Origin of the sequence: Micromonospora sp. WMMA1998, assembly GCF_027497375.1 — a bacterium.
Classification (GTDB): Bacteria; Actinomycetota; Actinomycetes; order Mycobacteriales; family Micromonosporaceae; genus Micromonospora; species Micromonospora sediminicola.
Map to the genome: position 1 here is coordinate 3,183,992 of NZ_CP114911.1, position 16,218 is coordinate 3,200,209.

At 71.8% G+C, this 16,218-nt stretch carries 18 protein-coding genes and 1 pseudogene; 12 read left to right on the plus strand and 7 right to left on the minus strand.

Features of this window, described 5'->3' with window-relative positions; all coding sequences use genetic code 11:
- Positions 1 to 45: 45 nt before the first annotated feature.
- Genes O7600_RS14175 through O7600_RS14185 form a run of 3 tightly spaced genes read left to right on the plus strand, consistent with a single transcriptional unit; the run spans position 46 to position 3,847 of the window.
- Positions 46 to 852: a hypothetical protein gene (locus O7600_RS14175; protein ID WP_281594000.1), complete on the plus strand. Its 807-nt coding sequence runs from the start codon at positions 46 to 48 to the stop codon at positions 850 to 852.
- Positions 853 to 863: 11 nt separating this feature from the next.
- Positions 864 to 2,777: a fumarate reductase/succinate dehydrogenase flavoprotein subunit gene (locus tag O7600_RS14180; protein WP_281594001.1), complete on the plus strand. Its 1,914-nt coding sequence runs from the start codon at positions 864 to 866 to the stop codon at positions 2,775 to 2,777.
- Positions 2,777 to 3,847 (plus strand): succinate dehydrogenase/fumarate reductase iron-sulfur subunit, encoded by a 1,071-nt coding sequence (locus O7600_RS14185; protein ID WP_281594002.1) that lies wholly within the window; start codon positions 2,777 to 2,779, stop codon positions 3,845 to 3,847. Before O7600_RS14180 ends, O7600_RS14185 begins: the two co-directional genes overlap by 1 nt.
- A gap of 80 nt (positions 3,848 to 3,927) precedes the next feature.
- Here O7600_RS14185 and O7600_RS14190 read toward each other — a convergent pair whose 3' ends face one another.
- On the minus strand, positions 3,928 to 4,371 hold the full coding sequence (locus tag O7600_RS14190; protein WP_281594003.1) for a (deoxy)nucleoside triphosphate pyrophosphohydrolase: 444 nt from the start codon (positions 4,369 to 4,371) through the stop codon (positions 3,928 to 3,930).
- A gap of 184 nt (positions 4,372 to 4,555) precedes the next feature.
- On the opposite strand from O7600_RS14190, the gene O7600_RS14195 reads away from it, so the two are divergent.
- The 5 genes from O7600_RS14195 to O7600_RS14215 all read left to right on the plus strand — a co-directional run bounded on the left by O7600_RS14195 (position 4,556) and on the right by O7600_RS14215 (position 7,373).
- Complete coding sequence (locus O7600_RS14195) at positions 4,556 to 4,864, plus strand: 4a-hydroxytetrahydrobiopterin dehydratase (RefSeq protein ID WP_091570621.1); 309 nt, start codon at positions 4,556 to 4,558, stop codon at positions 4,862 to 4,864.
- A gap of 31 nt (positions 4,865 to 4,895) precedes the next feature.
- Complete coding sequence (locus O7600_RS14200; protein ID WP_091570616.1) at positions 4,896 to 5,258, plus strand: PH domain-containing protein; 363 nt, start codon at positions 4,896 to 4,898, stop codon at positions 5,256 to 5,258.
- 24 nt (positions 5,259 to 5,282) lie between these two features.
- Positions 5,283 to 5,999, plus strand: coding sequence for an ElyC/SanA/YdcF family protein (locus O7600_RS14205; RefSeq protein ID WP_281594004.1), 717 nt, complete (start codon positions 5,283 to 5,285; stop codon positions 5,997 to 5,999).
- Between the two features lie 50 nt (positions 6,000 to 6,049).
- Positions 6,050 to 6,781, plus strand: a complete 732-nt coding sequence (locus O7600_RS14210; RefSeq protein WP_281594005.1) for a class I SAM-dependent methyltransferase — start codon at positions 6,050 to 6,052, stop codon at positions 6,779 to 6,781.
- Positions 6,782 to 6,878: 97 nt separating this feature from the next.
- Complete coding sequence (locus O7600_RS14215; protein WP_281594006.1) at positions 6,879 to 7,373, plus strand: GNAT family N-acetyltransferase; 495 nt, start codon at positions 6,879 to 6,881, stop codon at positions 7,371 to 7,373.
- A gap of 81 nt (positions 7,374 to 7,454) precedes the next feature.
- On the opposite strand, the gene O7600_RS14220 is transcribed toward O7600_RS14215, so the two are convergent.
- Both O7600_RS14220 and O7600_RS14225 read right to left on the minus strand, forming a co-directional pair.
- Positions 7,455 to 8,123 (minus strand): HAD family hydrolase, encoded by a 669-nt coding sequence (locus O7600_RS14220; protein WP_281594007.1) that lies wholly within the window; start codon positions 8,121 to 8,123, stop codon positions 7,455 to 7,457.
- 272 nt (positions 8,124 to 8,395) lie between these two features.
- Entirely contained in the window at positions 8,396 to 8,722 is a 327-nt protein-coding gene (locus O7600_RS14225; RefSeq protein WP_281594008.1) for a hypothetical protein, read from the minus strand.
- Positions 8,723 to 9,256: 534 nt separating this feature from the next.
- Here O7600_RS14225 and O7600_RS14230 point away from each other — a divergent pair.
- The gene (locus O7600_RS14230) at positions 9,257 to 10,036 is read left to right on the plus strand and encodes an SDR family oxidoreductase (protein ID WP_281594009.1); all 780 of its coding nucleotides are present in this window, start codon (positions 9,257 to 9,259) and stop codon (positions 10,034 to 10,036) included.
- 118 nt (positions 10,037 to 10,154) lie between these two features.
- Here O7600_RS14230 and ychF read toward each other — a convergent pair whose 3' ends face one another.
- The 3 genes from ychF to O7600_RS14245 are packed head-to-tail and all read right to left on the minus strand — an operon-like array spanning position 10,155 to position 12,588.
- Complete coding sequence (gene ychF, locus O7600_RS14235; RefSeq protein ID WP_281594010.1) at positions 10,155 to 11,240, minus strand: redox-regulated ATPase YchF; 1,086 nt, start codon at positions 11,238 to 11,240, stop codon at positions 10,155 to 10,157.
- Positions 11,241 to 11,298: 58 nt separating this feature from the next.
- A complete protein-coding gene (locus O7600_RS14240; protein ID WP_281594011.1) occupies positions 11,299 to 12,045 on the minus strand; it encodes a peptidase E in 747 nt (248 codons plus the stop codon).
- Positions 12,046 to 12,075: 30 nt separating this feature from the next.
- The gene (locus O7600_RS14245) at positions 12,076 to 12,588 is read right to left on the minus strand and encodes a MarR family transcriptional regulator (protein ID WP_281594012.1); all 513 of its coding nucleotides are present in this window, start codon (positions 12,586 to 12,588) and stop codon (positions 12,076 to 12,078) included.
- A 93-nt stretch (positions 12,589 to 12,681) separates the two neighbouring features.
- Here O7600_RS14245 and O7600_RS14250 point away from each other — a divergent pair.
- A pseudogene (locus tag O7600_RS14250) lies at positions 12,682 to 13,503 on the plus strand (EamA family transporter); the annotation flags it as partial.
- A 56-nt stretch (positions 13,504 to 13,559) separates the two neighbouring features.
- Here the strand turns inward: O7600_RS14250 and O7600_RS14255 are convergent.
- Positions 13,560 to 14,012, minus strand: coding sequence for a hypothetical protein (locus O7600_RS14255; RefSeq protein WP_281594013.1), 453 nt, complete (start codon positions 14,010 to 14,012; stop codon positions 13,560 to 13,562).
- Positions 14,013 to 14,255: 243 nt separating this feature from the next.
- Here O7600_RS14255 and O7600_RS14260 point away from each other — a divergent pair, with 243 nt between their 5' ends.
- Together O7600_RS14260 and O7600_RS14265 are read left to right on the plus strand one after the other, a co-directional pair.
- On the plus strand, positions 14,256 to 15,695 hold the full coding sequence (locus tag O7600_RS14260; protein ID WP_281594014.1) for an AlkA N-terminal domain-containing protein: 1,440 nt from the start codon (positions 14,256 to 14,258) through the stop codon (positions 15,693 to 15,695).
- Entirely contained in the window at positions 15,692 to 16,204 is a 513-nt protein-coding gene (locus O7600_RS14265) for a methylated-DNA--[protein]-cysteine S-methyltransferase (RefSeq protein WP_091570569.1), read from the plus strand. The genes O7600_RS14260 and O7600_RS14265 overlap by 4 nt, the downstream gene beginning before the upstream one ends.
- Positions 16,205 to 16,218 lie beyond the last annotated feature (14 nt).

Sequence of the window (16,218 nt, forward strand, 5' to 3'; positions counted from 1 at the left end):
CGCGCGTGCGCAGGACGTGACAGTGACGTCAGGGAGATGACTCGAATGACATCAACGGCAACGAGACCGCGGGGAGCGCGGGCACGCGCCGCCATCGCGGCGAAGACGTTGCGGACCGACCGCTGGTGGTTCGCGCCATTGATCACCGTCGTCGGGCTGAGCGCGTGGGTCATCTACGCGACCGTCCGGGTCTTCATGCACAAGTGGTACTGGGTGGACCAGTACCACTACCTGACGCCGTTCTACTCCCCCTGCGTGACCGAGCGCTGCGTCGAGGGTTCCTCGCACTTCGGCAGCTTCCTGCCCGGCTGGTGGATCATCCCGGACGCGGCGCTGACCCTGCCGTTCCTGCTGCTGTTCCGGCTCACCTGCTACTACTACCGCAAGGCCTACTACCGGTCGTTCTGGCTGTCGCCGCCGGCGTGCGCGGTGCCGGACGGGCACCAGTCCTACAGCGGTGAGACGCGGTTCCCGCTGCTCGGTCAGAACCTGCACCGCTACTTCTTCTACGCCGCCGCGATCATCTCGCTGATCAACACCTGGGACGCGATCTACGCCTTCCACTCCCCCGAGGGCTTCGGCTTCGGCCTGGGCAACATCGTCCTGCTGGTCAACGTGGTGATGCTCTGGGCGTACACGATCTCCTGCCACTCCTGCCGGCACATCATCGGCGGCCGGCTCAAGCACTTCTCGAAGCACCCGGTGCGCTACAAGGCGTGGACCGGCGTGTCCTGGTTGAACGTCCGGCACATGCAGCTCGCCTGGATCACCCTGGGCACGCTGGCGCTGACCGACTTCTACGTGATGGCGGTGGCCGCCAAGTGGATCACCGACCTCCGGTTCATCAACTGAGGGCCCCTGAGATGACTGAGACGCGAATCGAACGACACCACTACGACGTCGTCGTGATCGGGGCCGGCGGCGCCGGCCTGCGCGCGGCGATCGAGGCCCGGCTGGCCGGCAAGAAGACCGCGATCATCTCGAAGTCGCTGTTCGGCAAGGCGCACACGGTGATGGCCGAGGGCGGCGCGGCGGCCGCGATGGGCAACGTGAACTCGCGCGACAACTGGCAGGTGCACTTCCGGGACACCATGCGCGGCGGCAAGTTCCTCAACAACTTCCGGATGGCCGAGCTGCACGCCAAGGAGTCGCCGCAGCGGATCTGGGAGCTGGAGACGTACGGCGCACTCTTCGACCGCACCTCCGACGGCAAGATCTCGCAGCGCAACTTCGGCGGCCACGAGTACCCGCGCCTGGCGCACGTCGGCGACCGGACCGGCCTGGAGCTGATCCGCACGCTCCAGCAGAAGATCGTGTCGCTCCAGCAGGAGGACAAGCAGGAGTTCGGCAGCTACGACGCCCGGATCCGGGTGTTCGCCGAGACCACGGTCACCGAGCTGCTGCTCGACGGAGACCGGGTGGCCGGCGCGTTCGGCTACTACCGCGAGTCCGGTGAGTTCGTCCTCTTCGAGGCGCCGGCCGTGGTGCTGGCGACCGGCGGGGTCGGCCGGTCCTACAAGGTCACCTCGAACTCCTGGGAGTACACCGGGGACGGTCACGCGCTCGCGCTGCGCGCCGGGGCCACGCTGATCAACATGGAGTTCCTCCAGTTCCACCCGACCGGCATGGTCTGGCCGCCCTCGGTGAAGGGCATCCTGGTCACCGAGTCGGTGCGCGGCGACGGCGGCGTGCTGAAGAACTCCGACGGCAAGCGGTTCATGTTCGACTACGTCCCCGACGTCTTCCGCAAGCAGTACGCGGAGACGGAGGAGGAGGCGGACCGCTGGTACACCGACCCGGACAACAACCGGCGTCCGCCGGAGCTGCTGCCCCGCGACGAGGTCGCCCGGGCGATCAACAGCGAGGTCAAGGCCGGTCGGGGTACGCCCGCCGGCGGCGTCTACCTGGACATCGCCTCGCGCAAGTCGGCGGAGGAGATCCGTCGCCGGCTGCCCTCGATGTACCACCAGTTCAAGGAGCTGGCCGACGTCGACATCACCAAGGAGCCGATGGAGGTCGGCCCGACCTGCCACTACGTGATGGGCGGCGTCGAGGTGGACCCCGACTCCGGCGCGGCGGCGGGCACCGTGCGCGGGCTCTTCGCCGCCGGCGAGGTCTCCGGCGGCATGCACGGCTCCAACCGGCTGGGCGGTAACTCCCTGTCCGACCTGCTGGTCTTCGGCAAGCGGGCGGGCGGCCACGCGGCCACGTACACCGACCAGCTCACCGCGCGCCCGGCGGTGTCGGTGGCGGCGGTGGAGGCCGCGGTGGAGACGGCGCTGGCGCCGTTGCAGCGGGACACCGGCGAGAGCCCCTACCAGCTCCAGCAGGACCTCCAGGTGGTGATGGGCGACCTGGTCGGCATCATTCGGCGGGAGGGCGAGCTGGCCGACGCGCTGGGCCGGCTGGCCGAGCTGCGGGAGCGGGTGGCGAAGGTGAGCGCGGTCGGCGGCCGGCGCTACAACCCGGGCTGGCACCTGGCGCTCGACCTGCGCAACATGCTCGTGGTCTCGGAGTGCACCGCGAAGGCGGCGCTGGAGCGGCAGGAGTCGCGCGGCGGGCACACCCGGGAGGACTACCCGGCGATGGACCCGAAGTGGCGGCGCGTCAACCTGGTCTGCTCGCTGGACGGCGACACGGTCCGGCTGACCCACAAGCCGCTGCCGAAGATGCGGCCGGAGCTGATCGGGCTGTTCGACCGGGCGGAGCTGTCCAAGTACCTGACCGACGAGGAACTCGCCGAGTTCGACGCCCTCACCGAGGAGGCGAACAACTGATGGGAAGTAAGCGCCAGTTCCGCATCTGGCGGGGCGACGAGACCGGCGGCGACCTGAAGGACTACGCGGTCGAGGTGAACGAGGGCGAGGTCGTCCTCGACGTGATCCACCGGCTCCAGGCCACCGAGGCGCCGGACCTGGCGTGCCGGTGGAACTGCAAGGCCGGCAAGTGCGGCTCCTGCTCGATGGAGATCAACGGCAAGCCGCGACTGGGCTGCATGACGCGGATGTCGACGTTCGAGGAGACCGAGACCGTCACGGTCACCCCGCTGCGCACGTTCCCGGTGATCCGGGACCTGGTCACGGACGTCTCGTTCAACTACGAGAAGGCCCGGGAGACGCCGGCGTTCGCGCCGCCGGCCGACGTGGCGCCCGGTGACTACCGGATGCAGCAGGTCGACGTCGAGCGCTCGCAGGAGTTCCGCAAGTGCATCGAGTGCTTCCTGTGTCAGAACGTCTGCCACGTGATCCGCGACCACGACGAGAACAAGCAGGCGTTCTCCGGTCCCCGGTTCTTCATCCGGGCCTCCGAGCTGGACATGCACCCGCTGGACGCGAAGACCGACCGCAAGGAGTACGCGCAGTCGGAGATGGGGCTCGGTTTCTGCAACATCACCAAGTGCTGCACCGAGGTCTGCCCCGAGCACATCAAGATCACCGACAACGGGATCATCCCCATGAAGGAACGCGTCGTCGACCGCAGGTACGATCCCCTTGTGTGGCTCGGTAACAAGATCTTCCGGAGGGGTCAGGTGCCTCAGACCAGCGCGACCAGCGGGCATGTCAGCGGTGCGGTGACCGCCGGCGCGGCACACGGCGGGGTGCACTCCCACGCCGGCGGCTCGCACGACAGCGGCGCCGAGCGCCAGGCCCAGCAGGGTGTCAACTGGCAGCGCGAGGTGCCGCACCCGACCGCCCCGGCCGTCGACTCCAGCGGCAAGCTGCCGCTGACCGAGTTGACCTTCGACCGGGCCGCCGCGCCGTCGCCGTTCGGCGACGACGTGGAGTTCCCGCTGCCGCCGGAGCACCTCAACTTCGCCCACCCGCAGCAGGACGAGCCGAAGCACTGAGCAGCGCGACGATGACGGGGGCCAGCGGCACACGCCGCCGGTCCCCGTCTCGTTTCCGACCCGTTGTCCGGTTCGTGGTCTCAGTCGGACGCGGCGAGCAGCGGGCGCAGCGCGGGCACGATCGGCACGTCGGCCGGCAGCCAGTCGACGCTGTCCAGCTCGGCGGCCGTGAGCCAGCGCAGCTCGGCGTGCTCCAGCGCCTCCGGCTGGTCGCCGTGGAGCAGACGGGCGGCGTAGACGCGCAGGACGGACCGACCGTGGGCCATCCGCACGTCCCGCCCCACCCGCGCGCCGACGGCGACCCGGACGCCCAGTTCCTCGGCGCACTCCCGGGCCAACGCCTCGGTCTCGGTCTCCCCCGGCTCGACCTTGCCGCCGGGGAACTCCCACCGCCCCGCCACCTCGGGGGGCGCGGAACGCTCGCAGGCGAGGACCCGGCCGGCCACGATGATCGCCGCCCCGACGACGACCCTCGGCTCCCGCCGGTCGGCCTGCCCGTTCCCGGTAACCCGTTCGGTCCGCACGAGCCACCAGCGTGCCAGATCAATCGGCGGTTTGGGTAGCTGAGTCGACCGTCAGGCCAACAGAACACGGAAGTGTGGGCGTGGACACACCATCTGTGCGGCGACAAACTAGAGGGCGTCGACTGGGACACGGGATGGCGACGATTTGGCCACAAGCCGGCAACGACGCCTGGGAGGTGCGGTGATGCGCGTGCTGTTCAGCGGCCGGGCGAAGCACGACTACCTCAGCGACGCGCTCGCCCTGCTGTCCGGCTGGACCCGGGAGGGCGAGCAGATCCGCCGCACGCTCGTCCTCGACGACACCCAGCACGCCGCGCTGACCGAGCGGGTGGCCGTGGTGGCCGACGCGTTGCGGCTGCGCCCCGAGATCAGCCGCCGGGCCGACCGCACCCAGATCAAGGTGGGGCACGGCGACGACGAGCCACTCACCGAGGGTGAGGTCCTGCTGGCCGCACGCATCGAGGACGCCGTCCGGGCGGTCACCGAGCGCTGAGCGCTGGCGCCCCTGCCCTACCGTCGAGGACATGTCTGGCCCGACGTACGACCGCAAGGAACAGTTCCAGCAGATCCAGAGCGGCCTGCTGCCCGGTGAGCAGATCATCGCCGTCTACGACGCGATCGGCACCGGCACCGGCTTCATCGGCCTGACCGACCGGCGGGTGATCATCCAGGACCGCTCCTTCGTCGGCAAGCGGTACGCCATCACCAGCATCCCCTACTCGAAGATCACCAGCGTGAGCGTGGTGAGCAACAAGCACTGGGGCGGCTCGTTCTTCTCCACCGGCGCGATCGCCGTGCACGTCGGCACGCACACCTACGAGGTCGAGTTCCGTGGCTCGGAGAAGAGCCACCACGTGCACAACGTGATCCTGCACCACATCTCCTGATCGGACGGTGACACAATCGCCGCCATGGGGGGACGAGTCGCGCGGTGGCGCGCCTGGTGGGCCACCGACCGGCGGGCCGTACGCCTGATCCGCCGGCTCCTCCTGGTCGGCGCCGCCGGTGTCGTGCTGTCGGCCGCCGTGACCGCGGCGAGCGTGGTCTGGATCCGCGACGGCGCCGAGGGGCACGTGTTCACCGCCGCCGACGTGCCGGAGGCGCCGGTGGCGCTGGTGCTCGGCGCGAAGGTCGAGCCCGACGGGACGCCGTCACCGTTCCTGGCCGGCCGGCTGGAGATCGCGCGGCAACTCTTCGCGGCCGGCAAGGTCCGGGTGGTGCTGGTCTCCGGCGACCACATGAACTGGGACTACGACGAGCCGGACGCGATGCGGCGCTGGCTGGTCGAGCGGGGTGTGCCGGCGGACAGGGTCGTGCTGGACCACGCCGGGTTCGACACCTACGACTCGTGCGCCCGGGCCCGGCGGGTCTTCGGGGTGCGGCAGGCCACCGTGGTCACCCAGTCGTTCCACCTGCCCCGCGCGGTGACGCTCTGCCGGCGGCTCGGCATCGACACCAACGGCGTCGGCGACGACACCGCCCGCCGGTACGCCGGCCAGTGGCGGATCAGCACCACCCGGGAGTACGGCGCCGCCGTGAAGGCCGCCGCGGACGTGCTCTCCGGCCGCGACCCGGTGCACCTGGGTCGCCGGGAGACCGCTGTCGACGACGCCCTGCGGGCCGGCTGAGGCGCGGTAAACCGGTTGTCACGGGTGGCGACGGCTGGTCTGCTGCCGTGATGTCCGTCTTCGACGATCCCGGCCTGTTCGGCCGGCTCTGGGCCGCCACCTACGACGGCCCGGGCAATCCCGACCCCACTCCCGCTGTCGACTTCCTCGCCCCGCTGGCCGACGGCGGCCCGGTGCTCGAACTGGCCGTCGGCACCGGCCGGGTGGCCCTGCCGCTGGCCGCCCGCGGCCTCGCCGTGGAGGGCGTCGAGGCGTCCCCGGAGATGGTGGCGCGGCTGCGCGCCAAGCCGGGCGGCGAGCACATGCCCGTCGCCATCGGCGACATGGCGGACGTCCCGGTCGCCGGGCCGTACCGTCTGGTCTTCCTGGTGTTCAACACGCTGTTCAACCTCGTCGACGCCGAGCGCCAGGCGGCCTGCTTCCGCAACGTCGCCCGGGTGCTGACCCCCGGCGGGGCGTTCGTGGTCGAGACCTACGTGCCCGACCCGGCCGACTTCGACCGGGACGAGCAGATTCAGGTCCGGGAGGTGACCGAGGACTCGGCCACCATCCGACTGCACCGGTACGACCGGGCGGCGCAGACGTTCGTGCGGCAGACCGTCACGTTCGACGCCGACGGTGTGCACCTCAGGCCGTTCGCCATGCGCTACGCCTGGCCGGAGCAGATCGACGAGATGGCGGAACGCGCCGGGCTGCGCCTCGCCGAGCGGTACGCGGACTGGGACCGGACCCGGTTCGACGCCGACAGCCGGGCGCACATCTCGGTCTACCGGACCCGGTAGCGGTCGCGCCGAGGCCCGGGACCTTTCCTCCCGGCCCTCGGTCGTCCCGGTTACGCTGACGCGGCCGGGCCTCGGCCGCCAGGGTCAGGAGGGGTCGATGACCGTCACCGTCGCCGCGATGGAAGACACGCACGCCGACGCCGTGCTGGAGATCTACCGCCTCGGCATCGCCGAGGGGGACGCCACGTTCGAGACCGAGCCGCCCGACTGGACCCGGTTCACCGCCACCCGGCTGCCCGGGCACCGGTGGGTGGCGCTCGACCCGGCCGGGCAGGTGCTCGGCTGGGTGGCCTGCTCGGCGGTGTCGGACCGCTGCGTCTATGCCGGCGTGGTCGAGCACTCCGTCTACGTGCACCCGCGGGCGCGGGGGCGGGGCGTCGGCCGGGCCCTGCTGGACGCGTTGGCGGCCTCCACCGAGGCGGCCGGGATCTGGACCATCCAGTCCGGTGTGTTCCCGGAGAACACCGCGAGCCTCGCCCTGCACGAGCGCTGCGGGTTCCGGGTGGTCGGCACCCGGCAGCGGATCGGCCGGCACCACGGCGTGTGGCGGGACGTCACGCTGATCGAGCGGCGCAGCCCGCGGATCGCCTGACCGGGGCGTCAGGCGACACAGAACTCGTTGCCCTCCGGGTAGTACACAAGGCAACCTCGACAACCAGGAACCGAATCGGCGTCACATTCCGGCCAATGTCAGCACGTGGTCGAATCCGCGAGGCTGGGCCGGCGAACTCGTCATCGGTAGCACCAGGGCCGGTATGCCGGCGGCCACGGAACCGCCGTCGCCGCTGGGATGGTCGCCGACCATCAGCGTCCGATCTGGCTGTGCCTCCAGGGCATCGAGTGCGGTGCGCCAGATCCGTACATCGGGTTTGATGAAGCCGACCTCGTAGGAAAGCACGAATGCGTCGATGTAGCGGTCAAGTCCGTGCCGGGCAAAGCATTCGCGAATATCCCAGCCAGTGTTGCTCACCACGCCGAGGCGAATATCGCGGGCGCTCAGGGCGGCGAGAGTGGATGACGTGTCCGCGTACGGCTCGACTGCTTCGGCGTGCGTTTCGTGCAGGGCTCGCGCAAACGGCAGGTCCACCCCACGGATCTGCTGCAGGACAGCCAGAATCGCCCGGTCCCACACCTGCGGGTCCAGGTCGCGGGCAACATGAGCAGGGTCCGCAGCCGTTTTCCGCAACAACTCAGCGAAATCCGCGGCGATGCGCTGAGCGTCACCGGCGGCCACCTCCCGGCCGATCAATGCCGCGGCGCTGCCGACCCAGCGGTCAGGGTCTCTGGCGAACAGGGTCCACGCGAAGTCGAACAGGACGGTTGTCACGGGTTTCGAAGCCACCGGGCCAACCTAGATCAGCGGGACGGCTCCCGTGGGGCCACGATGCTCCTGACTGCACTCGACCGGGACGGTACGCGGGTCTGCCGCAAAGCGCCCGACCTCATCCCGCTCCCGCTCGGGTGATCAAGGAGTTCGCGTCTCCGGGCCGGTGGGATCCTGACACGAACTCCTTGGTCGACCTCGAAGGTCGGGTGGCCGGACGGGTGCGTCGATCGGGCGGAGTGAGTCTCTACGCTGTGGACCCGATCCACGAAGGCCGACGCGGCATCCGTTCAGGCGAGGGGCGAGGGCAGCGGCACCTCTCCCCGCAGCGCCCGCTCCGCCAGCTGGACGCGCTGGGGGTGGAGGGTGGCGTTGTGCAGCGGCTGACCGGGAACGTTGATGCACCGTTCGCCGGGCACGGAGTCGCAGACCGGACAGGGAAGGAACAGGCCGCAGGACGGGACGAGTTCCGCGCCCTGGGCCAGCGCCGCCCGACCGATCTTGACGAGAGACCGGTAGAGATCGCGGTCCTGGTGTCGGGCGGCACTGGCGGCCACCTCCCGCATGCCCTCCCAGAACTGCTCGGCGGCCCCCGGCTGGTCTATCTCGATCCGCATCGTCCGGCATACCCGCCGTCGCCCCGTTGGCACCTCGTCATCCGCCCCGTGCGCCCCCGGCGCTCCGGACCCGCTCCCGTTCGCACGATCGAGAAGTTGCCGACCACGGTCGGGCCGCATCCCGACCCGAACCCCTCGCTCACGGCCGGGCGGTGGTCACTTCCGGTCACCGGCAGGAACAGCGGGCCATATTGCGGCAATCAGTTCTTCCGTCGGTATCGAGCGAGCGGAAAAGAGTATCGGCGCGAATCTGCGCCGCCGTCCCGGCAAAGACGACGCTCGGTTTGCCATCCGAAATGCGCATGTGCTGCACGTGATCGGACTTTTGCGGCGGTTCGCCCTGCCGGACTCACCTCCCACGCCGGCCGGCTGCCGGCTGTCCTGTACCGGTACCGGTCGGTGGTTGGCATGGCGGCCTCGGCTGATGTCTGACGTCGTGGCGGTCTACGGCAGGCCCTGCCGGTTGCGCGGTATTTCCGGTGACGGTCTTCGGGTGGGCTGCGAGGATGGCGCGTCGAGGGGGTGCGACCGCAGATGGCGCTTGTGGGTGGCAGGGATCAACAGCATCGACCCGTAGCCCTGGTGACCGGTGCCGGCCGTAGTGCTGGCATCGCTGCGTCGGTGGTGCTGACGCTGGCTCAGACCGGCTGGGATGTCGGGTTCACCTACTGGACCCCGTACGACGAGCGGATGCCCTGGGGCACCGACCCCGAGGCCGTGACGCAAGTCAGCAACCAAGCCGCCGGGCACGGGGCAAGAACTGCCGCGATCGAGGTGGACCTCAGCGATCCTCACGGCACGGCTGGCATCTTCGAAACCGTCGAGCGAGAGCTGGGTTCGGTCAGTGCGCTCGTCCTGGCCCACTGCGAGAGCGTCAACTCGGGCCTGTTCGACACCAGCATCGAGAGCTTCGACCGTCACTTCGCGGTCAACACCCGCGCGAGTTGGCTGTTGATTCGCGAGTACGCCCAACGGTTCCAGGGGGCTCACGGCACGGGACGCATCGTCAGCCTGACCAGTGACGCCACCGTCGGAAACCTCCCCTACGGAGCCAGCAAGGGCGCTCTCGATCGGATCACCCTGGCCGCCGCCCGGGAATTGGCCCACCTCGGTGTGACCGCCAACGCCATCGATCCCGGTCCAACGGACACCGGCTGGATGACGGCAGAGATCAAGGACGCCGTCCTACGATCCACGCCGCTCGGTCGCCTCGGCCGCCCGCAGGACTGCGCCAATCTCGTAGCGTTCCTGTGCTCACCCGATGGCGGCTGGATCAACGGCCAACTCCTACACAGCGACGGCGGCATCTCCTGACCAACCTTGCGTCCTGAGGTTCCCCCGGCAGCTCAGAGGCCTTCGGTCATGCTCTGACGCAGGGCGAGTCGGTCGTCGACGAGGCGCCACCCTTCTGAACTGCGGAAACAGGCCGGATTTAGACGTTGAAGCGGAACTCCACCACGTCGCCGTCCTGCATGACGTACTCCTTGCCCTCGATCCGGACCTTGCCGGCGGCCTTCGCCGCCGCCATCGATCCGGCCGCGACCAGGTCGTCGTAGGAGACCACCTCGGCCTTGATGAAACCGCGCTGGAAGTCGCTGTGGATCACCCCGGCGGCCTCCGGCGCGGTCGCGCCGACCGGGACGGTCCAGGCCCGCGCCTCCTTGGGGCCGGCGGTCAGGTACGTCTGGAGCCCGAGCGTCCGGAAGCCCACCCGGACCAGCTGGTTCAGGCCCGGCTCGGACTGCCCGATCGACTCCAGCAGCTCGCGCGCCTCGTCCTCGGGCAGGTCGACCAGCTCGGACTCGATCTTGGCGTCCATGAAGACCGCCTCGGCCGGGGCGACCAGCCCTCGCAGCTCGTCGAGGAACTCGGCGTTGCCCAGCTCCGCCTCGTCGACGTTGAAGACGTAGAGGAACGGCTTGGTGGTGAGCAGGTGCAGCTCACGCAGGTGCTCCAGCTCGACCTTCGCGGCGGCGGCGCCCGCGTACAGGGTCACGCCGTTGTCCAGGACCTCGGCTGCCTTCTTGGCGGCCTCGACGGCGGCGGCCCGGTCCTTGCGGAGCTTGGCCTCCTTCTCCAGCCGGGGCAGCGCCTTCTCCAGCGTCTGGAGGTCGGCCAGGATCAGCTCGGTGTTGATCGTCTCGATGTCGTCGGCCGGGGAGACCTTGCCGTCGACGTGCACCACGTTCGGGTCGGAGAAGGCGCGGACCACCTGGCAGATCGCCGAGGCGTCGCGGATGTTGGCCAGGAACGCGTTGCCCCGGCCCTGCCCCTTCGAGGCGCCCCGCACCAGGCCGGCGATGTCGACGAACGAGACGGGCGCCGGCAGCACCTTCTGCGAGGAGAAGATCTCGGCCAGCTTGGCCAGCCGCTCGTCGGGCAGCCCGACCACGCCGACGTTCGGCTCGATCGTGGCGAACGGGTAGTTCGCGGCGAGCACGTCGTTCTTGGTCAGCGCGTTGAACAGGGTGCTCTTGCCCACGTTGGGCAGGCCGACGATGCCGATGGTGAGACTCACGACGAACCAGCTTACGCGCCTCGCGGCCGGCGACCGGCAGGCAGGTCCGCCGGCCCGCTCAGACCGGTACGGCGGGCAGCAGGCGCGGCTCGATCCGGGTCTCCCGCACGGTGCCGTCCTCGGCGCGGCTCACCTCGTACGCCGCCACGCCCTCACGGTCGGCCACCGCCTCGGCCAGCCGGGTGCCCCGGTAGATCAGCCCGACGCCGTCGTCGGTGCAGTGGCTGGTCGGCAGCGTGCCGTCGGCGACCAGTCGGTGCATCAGGGGTCGGCGCTGCTCCTCGCTGTCGTAGTGCACGCCGTTGCCGTACGGGAGCCAGCCCAGCCCCTCGGTGAAGGCCCGCAGGGCCGGTCCGTAGCTGTCGGTGGCGCCGCCCACGTGCCAGCAGATCGAGCCGGCGGAGACCCCGGCCAGCACCACACCGGCCTGCCAGCACTCGTGCAGGATCTCCGGCAGACCGTGCACCCGCCACACCGCGCACAGGTTGGCGACGCTTCCGCCCCCCACCCAGATGACGTCCTGCGCGAGCAGGTGGGCGCGGATGTCCTCGACGTTCGGCATCGGGTAGAGCGCCAGGTGGGACGGGCGGAACGGGGTGTTCGCGAACGCGCCGTAGAACACCGTGTAACCGGTCGGCTGGTCGCCGACGGCCTGGCCCAGGTAGCAGATCCGGGGCGCGTCACCGGCCCCGGCCAGCTCGGCCATCAGCGGGAAGAGCTGGCTCGGCCGGGCGTCCCACGGCCCGCGGCGACGGCTGAAGAAACCCATGCTGGTGGCGACGATGGTCGGTTCGGTGGCAGGCATGCCCGTCCTTCCGGTCGTTGGCGTCCGAGATCATCCTGCCTGATCCGGCGGCTCCGCCTCGGCCCCGGCCAGCAGGGCGCGCAGCAGGTCGGCCAGCCGCTCCCGGTCGGCGGGGGGCAGCGTGTCGAGGATCCGCCGCTGCACCTCCAGCCCGGCCTCGGCCGCCTCCTCGACCACCCGGCGGCCGGTCTCGGTGAGGCTGACCCGCAGGGCCCGCCGGTCCGCCGGGTCGGGCGCGCGCCGGACCAGCCCGGCCCGTTCCAGCCGGTCGAGCCGGCCGGTCATTCCGCCGGAGGTCAGCATCAGCGACCCGGCGAGCGCCTTCGGCGCCAGGGTGTACGGCGGTCCGGAGCGGCGCAGCGCGGCGAGCACGTCGAACTCGCCGCGGCCGATGCCCCAGCCGGCGTACACCTTCTCCTGGCGGTCGCCGACCAGCCGGGCGAGCCGGTAGATGCGACCGAAGACGGCCATCGGCTCGGGTCGCATGCCGGCGCGTTCCCGGCGCCACTGCTCGACGATCAGGTCCACCTCGTCGGTCGTCACGGTTGCCGATTGTGCCGCACCTCGCACTTCCCCTTTTCCTCGACCCTAACTATCTTAGTGCTAAGCAAATTAGTGACGAGGTAAGGAGCTCCGATGACCCACCGGCGCAGCAGCGACGTCGCGCTCACCGCCCTGGCGCCGATCACCTGGGGCACCACCTACCTGGTCACCGCCGAGCTGCTGCCCGCCGACCGGCCGCTGTGGTCCGGCGCCGTCCGCGCCCTGCCGGCCGGCCTGCTCCTGCTGGCGCTCACCCGCCGACGGCCGCACGGCGTGTGGTGGGGCCGGGCCGCCCTGCTCGGCGCGCTCAACATCGGGGCGTTCTTCCCGCTGCTCTTCGTGGCCGCGTACCGGCTGCCGGGCGGCACCGCGGCCGTGCTCGGAGCCGTGCAACCGCTGCTGGTCGTGGCGCTCACCGTCGCCCTGCTCCGGGACCGGCCCGGCCGACCGGCGCTGCTCGCGGCGGCCGCCGCCCCGGCCGGCGTGGGACTCGTGGTGCTCCGGCCGGACGCCGGCCTCGACCCGCTCGGCATCGCCGCCGGCCTGGCCGGCACCGCCGCCATGGCGGCCGGGCTGGTGCTCACCCGCCGCTGGGGCCGACCGCCCGGGGTGGGCACGCTCACGGTGACCAGCTGGCAGCTCGTCGCCGGCGGCCTGCTGATCGTGCCGGTCGCGGCCGCCGTGGAGGGCGCCCCGCCCGCGCCGGACGGCCCGGCCCTGCTCGGGTACGCCTGGCTCGGGCTGGTCGGCACCGCGCTGGCCTACGCGTTGTGGTTCCGGGGGGCCGCGCGGTTGCCGGCCACCCGGGTGTCGGTGCTCGGCGCGCTCAGCCCGCTGACCGCCGCGATGCTCGGCTGGCTGGTGCTCGGGGAGGCGTTGGCCCCGACCCAGCTCGCCGGGTTCGCGGTGGCGGTCGCCGTCATGGTGCTCGGCCAGCTCCCGGGGCGCGCCGGCGCCGGCCGCCGGCACCGTCAGCCGGCCAGCAACCGGCGCCAGTCGTCGGTCGCCACCCCCTCGGGCAGGGCGCCCGGCGGCAGCTCCGCCGCCGCGGCGACCGGCAGCGTGAAACGGTGCGCGGCGGCGGGCCCGGCCGCGTAGGACCGGTCGAGCAGCCAGCGCACCTCGTCGACGGACCAGCCCAGGCCCGGCCGGGCCGCGATCTCCCGGACCAGACGCAGGCCGACCCGGGTGTCGTCGTCGTAGAAGCGCATGCACCAGTGGTGCGCCCACATGCCGAGCGCGCGCAGCCCGGCCGGGTCGAGCGAGCCGGCCAGCCGACCACAGGCGGTGTCGGCGAACGGCCGCCCCGGGTCGTCGGCCCGGTCCCGTTCGATCGCGCCGTAGGCGGCCGGCGCCACCGCTCGCATCCGGTCGTAGAAGCCCTGCACCACCGCGGCGTCCAGCCGTGCTCGCCCCGATCGCATCAGCGGACACCCCGCCCGGCCACGCTCGCCATGCCCCGCACCTTTTCTTGAGTTGGTGGCGAGGACCGTACCGACCACTTACGACAGTTTCCCGGATCGGTCGGCAAGATCCACGCCACCTCGCCGGGGTGGCGGCATCCGGGAGGCGGGGACCCCGCCACCTCGCCGAGCTGGCGCGACCGCCGGCACTCACGTCCGAAAACCGCCAGCCGAGCGTCGGACCTGCGAGGCAGGATCGGTGGCATGGAGCTGGACTTCGAGCGGTGCTACCGGGCCGTCGACAGCCGCGACCCGCGGTTCGACGGCTGGTTCTACACCGGTGTGACCTCGACCGGGATCTACTGCCGGCCGTCCTGCCCGGCGATGACCCCGAAGCGGCAGAACGTCCGGTTCTTCCCGTCCGCCGCCGCGGCACAGGGCGCCGGTCTGCGGGCCTGCCGCCGGTGCCGGCCGGACGCCGCGCCGGGTTCCCCGCAGTGGGACGTCCGGGCCGACGTGGTCGGCCGGGCGATGCGGCTGATCGCCGACGGCGTGGTCGACCGCGACGGGGTGCCCGGGCTGGCCACCCGTCTGGGCTACACCGAGCGGCACCTGCACCGGATGCTCCGGGCCGAGCTGGGCGCCGGTCCGCTGGCGCTGGCCCGGGCGCAACGCGCCCAGACCGCGCGGATCCTCGTCGAGACCACCGGCCTCGGCCTGGCCGAGGTGGCGTTCGCCGCCGGTTTCGGCAGCGTCCGGCAGTTCAACGACACGGTCCGCGAGGTGTACGGCGTCACCCCGTCCGAGCTGCGGGCCGGCCGGAGCGGGCGGCGGGCGGCCGGCGGGGCGGGCACCGTCACGCTGCGGCTGGCCCACCGGCCGCCCCTGCACGCCGGCGCGCTGCTCGACTTCCTCGCGCTGCGTGCGCTGCCCGGCGTCGAGGAGGTCCGGGACGGCGCCTACCACCGCGGGCTGCGGCTGCCGCACGGCTCCGCCACGGTGACGCTGGCCCCGGTCGACGGCCACGTGGCCGCCACGCTGCGGCTGGCCGACATGCGGGACCTGGCGCCCGCGGTGGCCCGCTGCCGACGTCTGCTCGACCTCGACGCGGACCCGGTCGCGGTGGACGCCACCCTGGCCGAGGACCCGGCCCTGGCCCCGGCGGTCGCCGCCGAGCCCGGCGTCCGGCTCCCGCACGCGGTCGACGGCTTCGAGCTGGCCGTGCGCGCCGTCACCACCCAGCAGGTCTCGCTCCGGTCGGCCCGCACCACCCTCACCCACCTGCTCGCCGCCGTCCCGGGAGCGGCCGACAAGGCGGCGGGCGACCTGCGGGCCTTTCCCACCCCGGCCGAGGTGCTGGCCGCGCCGGACACGGCGTTCCGGATGCCCGGGGCCCGACGGGAGACGATCCGGGCGCTGGCCCGGTCCGTCGCCGACGGCGAGCTGGACCTGGAACCGGGAGGCGACCGCGAGGAGGCGTCCCGATGCCTGGCCGCGGTGCCCGGCGTCGGGCCGTGGACGGCCGGCTACCTCGCCATGCGGGCGCTCGGCGATCCCGACGTCGTGCTCGCCACCGACCTGGGCGTACGCCGGGGCGCGGCCGCGCTCGGCCTGCCCGACGACCCGAAGACCCTGCACGCCTACGCCGACCGCTGGCGCCCCTGGCGGTCGTACGCGACGATCCGACTCTGGAGAGCGGCATGAGCACTGTGGACAGCACAGTCATCGACACCCCCGCCGGCCCGCTGAGCGTGCTCGCCGGCCCCGACGGGTCGGTACGCGCGGCCGGCTTCACCGCCGACCCGGCGGCCCTGGTGCCGTTGACGCATCCGAGCCTGCGCGGTGACCTGCGGGAGCGGGGCGACCTCGGCCCGGTGACCGCCGCCGTGCGCGCCTACCTCGACGGTGACCTCACCGCCATCGACGCGATCCCGGTGGAGCAGCACACCGACGGCCTCTTCCTGACCCACGCCTGGCGGGTGCTGCGCGACGTGAAACCGGGCGACCCGGTGACCTACACCGGCTTCGCCGCGCTGGCCGGGCGACCGGCCGCCGTCCGGGCCGCCGCGGCGGCCTGCGCGCGCAACGCCGCCGCGCTCTTCGTGCCCTGCCACCGGGTGCTGCGCACCGACGGCACGCTCGGCGGCTACCGCTGGGGGCTCGACGTGAAGAAGTGGCTTCTCGGGCATGAGGGACGGGTGACGGCTAGCTGACAGCCGAACCGTCG